Raw genomic sequence first — 12,104 nt, forward strand, 5'->3', positions numbered from 1 at the left:
TCAAAGTCATCAGACGGTATTTAAAATCTTTCAAACAAGCAAAAGCATCCACACCCTAACACAGCTTGGTTTCATTAAAAACAATCAACGCAAAGCCTAATTATAGGTCGTATTCGCAACACTTCTCAAAGAAAAAGTTAACAAAAACAGCAAATAAACCTTAATTTACTATTTTTACCATCTAGCAAAAACAAAGTAAAAATATGTCTACAGCAAAAAAAGAATACAAGCGCATTACCGTAAAAACATTGGTTGATATGAAAGCCAATGGCGAAAAAATATCGATGCTTACCGCATACGATTACACCATGGCAAAAATTGTTGATGGCGCCGGTATCGATGTTATTCTTGTTGGCGATTCAGCAAGTAATGTTATGGCGGGCCACGAAACCACATTGCCCATTACTTTGGATCAAATGATATACCACGCATCGTCTGTGATTCGAGCCATAGAAAGGTGTTTAGTGGTTGTAGACCTACCTTTTGGAAGCTACCAAAGCGACCCCAAAGAGGCACTGCGTTCGGCCATTCGTATTATGAAGGAAAGCGGTGCACACTCGGTTAAAATGGAAGGCGGACGCGAAATAAAAGATTCTATAAAACGTATCTTGAATGCCGGTATTCCGGTGATGGGACACTTGGGTTTAACACCACAATCTATATATAAATTCGGCACTTACACCGTTAGGGCGAAAGAAGAAGTTGAAGCCGAACAACTCATTGACGATGCCAAAATGCTAGAAAAAGTTGGATGTTTTGCCATTGTACTCGAAAAAATTCCTGCTAAACTTGCCAAAAAAGTTGCCGATAGTGTCAGCATTCCTATTATTGGAATTGGCGCCGGAGGCGGTGTTGACGGACAGGTATTGGTATTACACGACATGTTGGGAATGACCCATGAGTTCAACCCTCGTTTTTTACGTAGATATATGAATTTATATGAAGATATGACCTCCTCCATTTCGCAATATGTGGATGATGTTAAATCGCGGGATTTTCCGAACGATTCGGAGCAGTATTAAGTTTCCGGTAGCAGTCGCAGTATCCAGTTTCGCTCAAACGCAACAACCTTGATTTTCAAATCAATAAAAAATCTGTAATTAAATATTCGTGCATTAGTGGCTGAAAAAGTTCTATCCAACAAATCAAACCTCAATGTGCTTTACGAGGACAACCACATCATTATTGTCAATAAACGTGTGGGCGATATTGTTCAGGGCGATAAAACGGGCGACAAACCCTTAAGCGATGTTGTAAAAGCCTATATTAAAGAGAAATACAACAAACCAGGAAACGTGTATTTAGGCACCGTACATCGGTTGGACCGCCCCACTTCCGGTCTTGTTATATTTGCTAAAACAAGCAAGGTTTTACCGCGGCTCAACAAATTATTTGTGTCAAAAGATATTAGTAAAATCTATTGGGCTGTTGTAAAAAAGCAACCTCCAAAAAATGAAGACACACTTATTAATTGGCTAAAAAAGAATCCGAAAAACAATAAATCGTATGCGCACAACAAAGAGGTTACCGATAGCAAAAAAGCGATTCTGCATTACAAAACCATAAAAAAACTCGATCATTATTTTTTATTGGAAATTCATTTAGAAACGGGCAGACATCACCAAATACGCAGTCAGTTATCAACTATAGGTTGCCCCATAAAAGGGGATTTAAAATACGGATTTAACAGAAGCAATAAAGATGCTGGTATTCATTTGCATGCCAGGGAAATTCAGTTTATTCATCCGGTTTCTAAAAAACCAATTCATATTATCGCGCCACTACCCAAAGACCCCATTTGGGACGCTTGTTTACCTTAATTCTGTACCTTTATAAAAAAACATGTTGAATACCATTCCAGAAATAATTTCAAATCAAAAAACCTTTTTTAAAGCACAAAACACTAAAGATGTATCTTTTAGGATTAGTTTACTAAAAAAGTTAAAACAAGAGATTATAAGTCGCGAAAAAGACATTTTTAAAGCCTTGCACAGCGATTTTAAAAAACCATCATTTGAAGCCTTTTTAAGTGAAAACGGTTTAGTTATTGCCGAAATAAACCTCGCTATAAAAAACCTAAAAAGCTGGAGCAAGCCAGAGCGTGTTAAATCGTCGGTGCTTTTATTTCCATCTAAAGATTACATTTATAAATCGCCCTATGGCACAGTGCTCATTATTGGTCCTTGGAACTACCCCTTTCAACTAGCCATAAATCCGTTAATTATGGCCATAGCTGCTGGTAATACGGTGGTTTTAAAACCGAGTGAGCTCACACCAAACACATCGGAATTATTGGCGGAAATGGTAAAACATATTTTTCCAAAAGATATGGCTACGGTGGTTCAGGGTGGCGTTGAAATTTCAACCGAACTTTTAAAACAGCATTGGGATTATATTTTTTTTACGGGCAGCGTTTCGGTTGGAAAAATCGTGGCGAAAGCGGCAGCAAAACACTTAACACCCGTAACTTTGGAATTAGGCGGAAAATCGCCCTGTATTGTTGACGACACGATTAATTTGAAGTTAACCGCCAAAAGACTGGTTTGGGGCAAGTTTTTTAATGGCGGACAAACCTGTATTGCTCCAGATTATTTGATTGTAAAATCTTCAATAAAAAATGATTTGATTGATGCTTTGAAGAATGAAATACTTAAAGCTTATGGTGATGCCCAAAACTCTGCCGATTATCCAAAAATAATAAATCATAAAAATTTTATACGATTAACACAGCTTTTAAAAGATGTAAATATTGCTTTTGGTGGTGATTATAATGCGGAGGAATTATACCTGGCCCCCACACTTATTGATGAACCCCCATTGGATAGCGAGGTTATGAAAGATGAGATTTTCGGACCCATTTTACCGATTCTTTCTTATGACACTGAGGACGATATAGCGTCTATCATACAGCATTTTAACAAGCCTTTGTCGCTCTACGTTTTTTCAAAGAACAAGCGATTTATTGAAGACACCATTGATAAATTCAGTTTTGGCGGTGGTGTTATTAATGACACTTTAATTCATTACGGCAATGCCAATCTGCCGTTTGGTGGCATTGGCGCTAGTGGTATTGGCGCTTACCATGGTAAATTTGGTTTCGATACGTTTACACATTTTAAAGCCATTGTAAAACGCGGCAATTGGTATGACCCACCGTTTAGATATGCACCGTACAGCAAACGTAATTTTAAACTGATTAAAACCCTATTTAAGTGGTTTTCGTAATTAAGAGACTAAGAAGTCGGATATCTTAACGTCAGTGTAACGCCTTCGTTTGGTTTCGAATATAAATCCAATGTAGCATTAATTAAGGCTGCCCTACTTTGCATATTAATTAACCCCGAACCTTTTTCAACGGAATCCATATCAAAGCCTATACCGTCGTCTGAAGCTGTGATTATCATAAGTTTTGGTTGATATTCTAAAACTATTTTAAGGTTTTTGGCTTCGGAATATTTTACTGAATTGGATAAGAATTCTTGTAAAATTCTAAAAATAATAATTTCGTGTTTTCTGTTTTCAAATTCTACTTTATCGCCTTTAATTACTAATTCGGCACTGGTGAATTTCAATCTTTTTAAACGATCCAATTCATTGTTAATCGATTTTTCAAATCCAATGTTTAGTACGACTTCATTATTCAATGTTTTTGACAGCGAACGGACTTCCTTTAAACTTTCTTTAAGCGCATCCGAGGTGTCTTTAAACTTGTCTTTTACATCACTGTCGGTAAATTGCGTTTTTAAAATACTTAACTGCATGCTTGCAAAAGCCAAGAGTTGCCCCACATTGTCGTGCAACTCCCAACCAATATTTTTAAGTGTTTGTTCTTGACTTTCGGTTTGCGCCAAGACTATTTCTTTTTCGAAGGCTTGCTGTTGTTTAATTCGATCTAAAAGCAACTTGTTTTTTCGTTTTTGAAACACCACAAAAAACACCACTACCAAAGCTGTAATAATGATTAAAACCATAATCATATATACAAGCAAATAGCGTTCGGCCGGGGTAGAAGCTGGCTGTGAATGTGCTAAAAAAACGGTTAAATAGTTAATCATTTTTAAGTTCTGGTTTACAATAAATTAGTGCAAAGGTAAAAGTGGAATACATAAATATATTAACAAATAAATAGATTTGCCATTTAAGAATTATAAAATTCCAATCTACACTTCTAAAATAAATATCATAAAATATTAAAGGGGTTGTAATTAACCACCAAACAAATATGGTGGTAGCAATATAGAAATTTATGGACTTATAAAAATTTAAAATCTTATCACTCATTAAAACCTCTATAAAATAAAAAACAGCACACAAAAAAATAATTAAAGCACCAAAAATTCTTAGTGCTGTTAGGCTTCTTGTAAAATACGCCTCCCAATTAAAAATGATGTATAAAACAGAGAAAAGTAAGAAGGAACAAGACGTTAATCGCAGAATTAATCTATGAGATTTAGCTTCTAAAACTCTTATAAAATAAAACGAAAAAAACATTATACTGCCTATACTCCAATAGATTGTGCCCCACCAATAATTCTTTTGAAATACGGTGCCTTTTAAAAAACTAAAGTAACCATCGTTGTCAATGTATAGCGTATAAGTTGATATAAACTCTGCCAATACAACAAAAACCAAGAACCATATAAAATACTTAGCAGCTACAAACTTGTATTTTTTATATAAAACCAAACCAGTTATAGCTGCTAATATTTCAAAACTATGTGTGAGTAATAAATAGTTTTGTCTAAAAAACTCTTCCAATATTCAATATTTATTAATTAGGATATGGTGCCCCTGGCGGATAACCAGTGCCACCATCATTTAAAGGAGAACATTCTGGACAATCCTCTTCATCTTCTTGAAAAGTAAACGGATTCATACTAGCTCTATCCGTACCTTTTTTTGCTGTTGGCACCATAAACATGGTGGTGTAATCTTTTTTGTCCTGTCCAGCGTTTTCGCCGTACACTCCTAAATATACTCGTATTCCCGTCATGTTATAACCCAAACTATCAGATTCGTGTTTTGCGAAAGCTATATAGTTTTGAATATCATCTAAAGACCACCAAGTTGAGCGGTTATCCACTTTTCTTCCTTGTCTACTTGCTGCCGAATCTGCGGCTGCCTTTCTGTAGGTTGTCCAATTATTATTTAAGGTTTTAGCTTGATCTGGTGTAATAACGCCTTTAGGTTTTACAATTTTAATAACATCTATGCCATCATCAATTTGTCTTGGGCAAAAATAATACGTCGCAAGTGCACCAATAATAAATCCTAAAATAATGTAGCTTAGTTTTTTCATGTGATAATTCAGTTTATAAGGTTAGTAATAGCTGGTCTAAAATAGTAAAAAGTTTTTATTGCAGTTAGCGTTATTTGTGTTTTAATGAAATCACGTTTCACATTATTGTGGAAAACCAAGCATATCGCCCATGCCCACTGTAAACAACCAACTGCCGTAAATAGCATGCTCGATGGTTACCAAAAGGGTCGACTTTGTTTTATTATAAGTTATGGCGAATAATAAACCGCCTAAAAAAGTTAAGGCTATCACCAATGTATTCCTAAAGAAGATATGCCCCAAAGAAAAAATTACAGCATTTATAAAAATGAAAAGATTTTTATTTTTAAATAGACTGTGATAGCGTTTAAAATAAAATGTTCGGTAAACCAATTCTTGAGGGTACACCGAAAAAATGCTGTAAATAAACAATATAAAAAGCCATAATTTTGGTTTGTTGATGAGCACCATAAATAGCGATTCTTTATTGGTAAGCCAAACAAAAAGCGTAGTAACACACACGATAACCAAAAACTTTATAAGCGTTTGCTTAATGAATAAGTGCCATTTTAAATTTTTTGCGATTCGGAATTTTTCATTTTCAACTTTCAATAACATAAAAATAATGTAGAAAAAACCCATTAACCCAATACTTAATTTCAGCCATAATGGATAGCTTAAAACTAAAGATAAGGGCATCAAAATAAAAATGATGAAAAACTCGAAACCTTTATATAAAACCGAATCCATTTAAACCTTTATTGCGGTGGTATGCTTTACCTCGTTAATAACAAACATGCTATGTGTACTGCCAATATGATTGATTGTGGTTAGTTTTTTTACCATAAACTCCCTGAACGCTGCCATATCTTTCACCAACACTTTGAGCAGGTAGTCGTAATCGCCACTTAGGTGATAGCATTCCAAAACCTCAGTTAAGCGATTGACTTCCTTTTCAAAGCTAACCACAAAATCCTGACTGTGCTTTTCTAATTTTATATGGCAATACGCCACAAAAGCCTTATCGGTTTTTTCTTTGTTGACTAAAGCTACATACTTATTGATAAACCCTTCCTTTTCCAGTTTTTTAATGCGTTCGTATACCGCCGTAACCGATAAGTTTAATTTATTTGAAAGCTCTTTATTGGTCTGTTTGCTATCCTTTTGTAAATAATACAGGAGTTTTTTATCAATTTCATCAAAAATCATAATCGAAAATTTTTCATAAAGATAAGATATAATGAAGAAATAATAATTTTTAAATCTAACATTTTAAATAATTATAGATTTATTTTCTAAAAAAAATCATATATATTGTATTATAATCTAAATTGATGGAGTTTTGTAAAAACGACTAAAATCAATTATTATGGCCTTTAAACCTGCAAATAGCATTCAAGATTTACAATACTTTGGCGAATTTGGTGGTGTTAACCCTTCAATATCCGACTCTTCAACCTACACCTTTTTATCAGCAAAAACCATGTTTGATACTTTTGAAGGAAATGCTGATGGTTGTTATTTATATTCGCGCCACTCATCTCCTTCAAATTTGTATTTGGGCGAGGCTTTAGCCGCCATGGAAGGCACAGAAACCGCAAACGTTTCTGCTTCGGGCATGGGCGCCATCACTCCGGTTTTGTTGCAGCTTTGCGGAGCTGGCGACCACATTGTTTCAAGCAGAACGATTTACGGTGGCACATATGCCTTTCTTAAAAACTTTACGCCGCGTTTTAATATTGAAACCTCGTTTGTAGATATTACAAAGCTCGATGTTGTTGAAGCCGCCATTACAAAAAACACTAAAGTTTTGTATTGCGAATCGGTTAGCAATCCGCTTTTGGAGGTCGCAGATATAAAAGGATTGGCAGCTTTGGTACAAAAGCACGATTTAAAACTAGTAGTCGATAATACGTTTTCGCCGTTATCCATTTCCCCGGCCATCTTAGGTGCCGATGTGGTAATACATAGTTTAACAAAATTTATTAACGGATCGAGCGATACGGTTGGCGGTGTGGTTTGCGGCACTCAAGATTTTATAAACGATTTACGCAACGTAAACAACGGCGCCTCTATGCTTTTGGGCTCTACGATGGATAGCTTGCGAGCCGCATCAATTCTAAAGAATTTAAGAACCTTACATATTCGTATGCAGCAACACAGTTTAAATGCGACTTTTTTAGCCGAAAAATTTGAAGCTGATGGCTTAAAAACGGTGTATCCCGGGTTAAAATCGCATCCCTCGCACCGTCTTTTCAAATCTATGATGAATGAAAAATACGGGTTTGGAGGCATGTTAACTATTGATGTGGGTTCTTTAGAAAAAGCAAACGAACTTATGGAATTGATGCAAAACAGAAATTTAGGCTATTTGGCCGTGAGCCTTGGTTTTTACAAAACCTTGTTCTCTGCTCCGGGAAGCTCTACATCATCAGAAATCCCTGAATACGAACAAAAAGACATGGGCTTAAGCGATGGCTTAATTCGCTTCTCCATTGGGTTGGATGCCGATATTGAACGGACTTATAAAATGATGCGTGAGTGCATGAAAGAGTTAAACATTTTATAGTTCACCTTATAGTTGGTCAAAAAAATTTTAATTTCTGAATAAAATAAGCAAAACGATCTCAAAAGTATTTCCATTTGCATACATCTTATGAAAATCGTAACATTACGAGACCAAAAACGAGCAGATGCAAGACGAAAAAAATATTTCAGAAATTAAAATTGAAAATCAAAAAATAATTGACAATACAGAATTAAACATTTGGGAAGCTTTAATCCCCGTCATCGCACTTGTGGGCATGCTCGCTTACAATATTTACATTTATGGCGACAATGCTTTGAGCGGCAGTAACCAATTTATCCTTTTAATGGGCGCTGCGATAGCCGCAATTGTGGGTTACAAAAATAAAGTACCCCATAAACGCATGATTGCCGAAGTTGCAGAAAATGTAAAGTCCACAACGGGTGCCATTTTAATTTTATTAATGGTGGGCGCTTTGGCCGGTACGTGGCTTATAAGCGGCATTATTCCAACCATGATTTATTACGGCCTGCAAATACTTAATCCCACTATTTTTCTGGCGGCTTGCGTTATTATTTGTTCCATTATTTCCATTGCAACGGGAAGTTCCTGGACTACATCTGCAACCGTAGGTATTGCTTTAGTTGGCATTGGCGAAACTTTGGGCATCTCTATGGGCATGACTGCAGGTGCCGTACTTTCTGGGGCTTATTTTGGCGATAAACTATCACCACTTAGTGACACTACAAACTTAGCTCCCGCTATGGCAGGTGGCGAATTGTTTGCGCACATCAAATACATGACACTTACTACCGTACCCACCATAGTTATCACACTAATTATTTTTGTAATTATTGGTTTAAATTTAGACACCACCGGGGCACCAGTTATTCAAGATAAATTAGACGCCATGGATGCCGTATTTAATATTAGCCCTTGGTTATTTATTATTCCTGCTTTTGTGATTTTTTTAATCATAAAAAAGAAACCACCGCTTATCGCCCTTTTATTAGGCGCACTTTTAGGTGGTGCCGCAGCCATTATTGCACAACCCAATATTGTTGCCAATATTGCAGGAGCCGAATCCATGAACTTTCATGCTGCTTACAAAGGCGTAATGAATGCCTTAACCGTTGATACCGCTGTAACAACAAATAGCGAAGAGCTAAATGATCTATTTACCTCAGGCGGAATGAAAGGGATGCTTGGTACCATTTGGCTTATAATTTGCGCCATGGTTTTTGGTGGCGTAATGGATGCCATTGGGGCTTTATCCAGAATTACAAAATCGCTATTAAAAATGGCACATACAACATTTGGCTTGTTTGCCAGTACAGTGGCTAGTTGTTTGGCGCTGAATTTAACAGCATCCGATCAATACCTTGCTATTGTTGTGCCCGGAAAAATGTTTAAACAAGCTTATGAAGACAAAGGCTTAGCGCCAGAAAACTTAAGCAGAACGCTTGAAGATTCCGGAACCGTAACCTCCGTTTTAATCCCGTGGAATACCTGTGGCGCCTATCATTCAAAAGTGCTTTTTGGTTACGCCGGAGCCACGGCTTATATTCCCTACGCGTTTTTTAGCATCTTAAGTCCGGTTATGACTTTACTTTTTGCCGCTTTTTCCATTAAAATCAAGCAATTGAAAGAGAATAATAAATAACTATCAAAATTGTTTTTTACCATAATTAAAATCTATCGATAGATAAATAATAAGAATTTTATTTCTGCATAAAATTGAAAGGGTATAGTATCTTTGTATTGAAAGAAATTATTAACAATTAAATATAAAATTCACATGTCATTTGTAGGTAAAAAATTTCCAGACTTAAACGTAGACGCCATGAACGAAATGGGCGATACTTTTAAAGTAAACGTATTAGAAGAAGCAGTAAATAACAAGAAAAAAGTGGTATTGTTTTGGTACCCAAAAGATTTTACGTTTGTGTGTCCAACAGAGTTACACGCCTTTCAAGAAGCTTTACCAGAATTTGAAAAGCGCAACACCATAGTTATTGGCGCGTCTTGTGATACACCAGAAGTACATTTTGCTTGGTTAAACACAGCCAAAGACGATGGCGGTATTGAGGGTGTTACCTATCCTATTTTAGCGGATAGCAACAGAAATCTATCGAGCATCTTAGGTATTTTAGATATTACAAACGAAACTTACGACGAAGAAACCGGAACCGTTCAGGTTGAAGGCGACAACGTTACATACCGTGCTACTTACATCATCGACGAAGATGGTATCGTACAGCACGAAAGCATTAACAACATGCCTTTAGGCAGAAACGTTGGTGAATACCTTCGTTTGGTTGATGCCTTAACGCACGTTCAAGTAAAAGGCGAGGTTTGTCCAGCAAACTGGGAAGAAGGTAAAGATGCCATGCAAGCCAACGCTAAAGACACTGCTGCTTATTTAGCAACTCATTAAAAACAAATTCAATATTAAAGTACCAAATTCCAAACAACAAAAATTGGAATTTGGTACTAATAATTTAAAAATCAAAAACATTATGGTACAAGAATTAGAACAAGATAATTTAGGAGACATCATTTCAAATAACGATACCGTAATTGTACAATATTCTGCCTCTTGGTGCGGCAACTGTAGAATTATGAAACCTAAATTCAAGAAATTGGCTTCTGAGACCGAAAACGCTACATTTGTAATGGCCGACGCCGAAAAATTTCCAGAATCCAGAAAATTGGCAACCGTTGATAATTTACCAACGTTTGCAACCTTTAAAAACGGTAATTTTGTAAACCAAGTTCAAACTAACAAATTTGACGTTTTAAAGGAATTAGTAAACGAAACAGTTTAAGGTTTTCGCTTTCGCGGAAATATCAATCTCACTTCAATCATTAAAGATTTCCACCCAAGTTTATCTTCACAGATAGCTGAACGGCGGAAACAGAAAACACAATAAAAAATGAAACTACCAATAATAAAACACCTAACAGAATTCATTGAAGAAAACGATGAAGATTTTGTAATAGAAACTATTGAAACCTTAGAGGCTTTAACAGAAGTATCTTCATTAAAAGATGAAGAATTAGATGTTATTGGTGAGTTAATTTCCAACATGTACGGCGCTATCGAAGTCAATAAATTAATAAAAGACGGTACGCCTAAAAAAGAGGCTTTAAATAGTTTTATGAAACGGGTATTAGGGTCCATCGATACTTAAACGATTGCTTTTAAAATAAATATAAAACGCTTTATCTCAATTTATGGATAAAGCGTTTTTTTGTTAAAACAATTTTAAAAATGATACCTGTAAAAACATTAAATATCCCTATTTTTAAGTTCTTAATCAATATATAAATAAAATGGCAACAGTAACATTAAAAGGAGACCCAATAAACACATCTGGAAGTTTACCAGCAATAGGCACAAAAGCACCCGATTTTTTATTAACGGCTACAGATTTATCTACCCATAGTCTCAGTAATTATAAAGGAAGTAAACTGGTTTTAAACATTTTCCCGAGTATCGATACGGGCACTTGTGCACAATCTGTACGAACCTTCAATCAAGAAGCCAGCGAATTGGAAAACACTAAAGTACTTTGCATTTCGCACGATTTACCATTCGCCCACGCACGCTTTTGTGGCGCCGAGGGTTTAAATGATGTCATCAGTTTATCGGATTACAAAGACGGAAGTTTCGGTAAAGATTACGGCTTAAACTTTATCGATGGCCCTTTAGAAACTTTACATTCACGCTGTGTGGTGGTTTTAGACGAAAATCACATCGTAAAATATACCGAACAAGTTAGCGAAACCGTTGATGAACCCAATTACAAAGCAGCATTGGAGGCCTTATTAGATGAGTAAAAAAGAGTCCTTTTTAGTCAACCGCTTAAAAAGTGTGGGTTATGCATTTAAGGGGGCTCTGCTACTTTTAAAAACAGAAGCCAGTATTAAAATTCAGTTTTTTATAGCTGTTTTAATGACTATTGCTGGCTTCTATTTTAATATTTCTTCAACCGAATGGATTGTACAATGCCTAGCCATCGCGATGGTTATGAGTATTGAAGGCATTAATACCGCCATTGAAGAAATTGCCGATTTTATGCATCCAGAGCATCATATAAAAATCGGACTCATCAAAGATATCGCTGCTGGCGCGGTTTTTATTGCCAGCGTTTTTGCAATTATAATTGGGTTTGTAATTTACCTTCCCAAGATTTTTTAATATACGATAACCCTTAGGATAAACGTTAGTAATTTGTATTTTTGCTCAATCGTTTTTAACGATGCAACCCTGGCTGCGTTTCAGGAACTCAAATT

At 35.9% G+C, this 12,104-nt stretch carries 15 protein-coding genes; 10 read left to right on the forward strand and 5 right to left on the reverse strand.

Annotation, left to right across the window (positions count from 1 at the left end; translation table 11 throughout):
* Positions 1–203 precede the first annotated feature (203 nt).
* The 3 genes from panB (at position 204) to RNZ46_RS00485 (ending at position 3,225) form a co-directional block, all read left to right on the forward strand.
* Positions 204–1,022: a 3-methyl-2-oxobutanoate hydroxymethyltransferase gene (panB, locus tag RNZ46_RS00475; RefSeq protein ID WP_316983435.1), complete on the forward strand. Its 819-nt coding sequence runs from the start codon at positions 204–206 to the stop codon at positions 1,020–1,022.
* Positions 1,023–1,118: 96 nt separating this feature from the next.
* Positions 1,119–1,820: an RluA family pseudouridine synthase gene (locus tag RNZ46_RS00480; RefSeq protein WP_316983436.1), complete on the forward strand. Its 702-nt coding sequence runs from the start codon at positions 1,119–1,121 to the stop codon at positions 1,818–1,820.
* A gap of 22 nt (positions 1,821–1,842) precedes the next feature.
* Positions 1,843–3,225 (forward strand): aldehyde dehydrogenase, encoded by a 1,383-nt coding sequence (locus tag RNZ46_RS00485; RefSeq protein WP_316983437.1) that lies wholly within the window; start codon positions 1,843–1,845, stop codon positions 3,223–3,225.
* Between the two features lie 8 nt (positions 3,226–3,233).
* On the opposite strand, the gene RNZ46_RS00490 is transcribed toward RNZ46_RS00485, so the two are convergent.
* From RNZ46_RS00490 to RNZ46_RS00510, 5 genes are all read right to left on the reverse strand, one after another.
* Complete coding sequence (locus tag RNZ46_RS00490) at positions 3,234–4,055, reverse strand: sensor histidine kinase (protein ID WP_316983438.1); 822 nt, start codon at positions 4,053–4,055, stop codon at positions 3,234–3,236.
* Positions 4,048–4,758 (reverse strand): hypothetical protein, encoded by a 711-nt coding sequence (locus tag RNZ46_RS00495; protein WP_316983439.1) that lies wholly within the window; start codon positions 4,756–4,758, stop codon positions 4,048–4,050. Before RNZ46_RS00495 ends, RNZ46_RS00490 begins: the two co-directional genes overlap by 8 nt.
* Before the next feature lie 13 nt (positions 4,759–4,771).
* Positions 4,772–5,299 (reverse strand): hypothetical protein, encoded by a 528-nt coding sequence (locus RNZ46_RS00500; RefSeq protein ID WP_316983440.1) that lies wholly within the window; start codon positions 5,297–5,299, stop codon positions 4,772–4,774.
* A gap of 102 nt (positions 5,300–5,401) precedes the next feature.
* Positions 5,402–6,028: a CPBP family intramembrane glutamic endopeptidase gene (locus RNZ46_RS00505; RefSeq protein WP_316983441.1), complete on the reverse strand. Its 627-nt coding sequence runs from the start codon at positions 6,026–6,028 to the stop codon at positions 5,402–5,404.
* Entirely contained in the window at positions 6,029–6,487 is a 459-nt protein-coding gene (locus RNZ46_RS00510) for an Lrp/AsnC family transcriptional regulator (RefSeq protein ID WP_316983442.1), read from the reverse strand.
* Positions 6,488–6,647: 160 nt separating this feature from the next.
* Between RNZ46_RS00510 and RNZ46_RS00515 the strand changes: the two genes are divergently transcribed.
* The 7 genes from RNZ46_RS00515 (at position 6,648) to RNZ46_RS00545 (ending at position 12,009) form a co-directional block, all read left to right on the forward strand.
* A complete protein-coding gene (locus tag RNZ46_RS00515) occupies positions 6,648–7,847 on the forward strand; it encodes an aminotransferase class I/II-fold pyridoxal phosphate-dependent enzyme (RefSeq protein WP_316983443.1) in 1,200 nt (399 codons plus the stop codon).
* Between the two features lie 124 nt (positions 7,848–7,971).
* Entirely contained in the window at positions 7,972–9,468 is a 1,497-nt protein-coding gene (nhaC, locus tag RNZ46_RS00520) for a Na+/H+ antiporter NhaC (protein WP_316983444.1), read from the forward strand.
* Between the two features lie 135 nt (positions 9,469–9,603).
* The gene (locus RNZ46_RS00525) at positions 9,604–10,242 is read left to right on the forward strand and encodes a peroxiredoxin (protein ID WP_316983445.1); all 639 of its coding nucleotides are present in this window, start codon (positions 9,604–9,606) and stop codon (positions 10,240–10,242) included.
* An 82-nt stretch (positions 10,243–10,324) separates the two neighbouring features.
* The gene (locus tag RNZ46_RS00530) at positions 10,325–10,633 is read left to right on the forward strand and encodes a thioredoxin family protein (RefSeq protein WP_316983446.1); all 309 of its coding nucleotides are present in this window, start codon (positions 10,325–10,327) and stop codon (positions 10,631–10,633) included.
* A 108-nt stretch (positions 10,634–10,741) separates the two neighbouring features.
* Positions 10,742–10,999, forward strand: a complete 258-nt coding sequence (locus RNZ46_RS00535) for a DUF6952 family protein (protein ID WP_311937641.1) — start codon at positions 10,742–10,744, stop codon at positions 10,997–10,999.
* Positions 11,000–11,141: 142 nt separating this feature from the next.
* Positions 11,142–11,648, forward strand: coding sequence for a thiol peroxidase (gene tpx, locus RNZ46_RS00540; protein WP_316983447.1), 507 nt, complete (start codon positions 11,142–11,144; stop codon positions 11,646–11,648).
* Entirely contained in the window at positions 11,641–12,009 is a 369-nt protein-coding gene (locus RNZ46_RS00545; protein WP_316983448.1) for a diacylglycerol kinase, read from the forward strand. The genes tpx and RNZ46_RS00545 overlap by 8 nt, the downstream gene beginning before the upstream one ends.
* Positions 12,010–12,104 lie beyond the last annotated feature (95 nt).

The organism is Hwangdonia lutea, assembly GCF_032814565.1.
Lineage (GTDB): Bacteria > Bacteroidota > Bacteroidia > Flavobacteriales > Flavobacteriaceae > Hwangdonia > Hwangdonia lutea.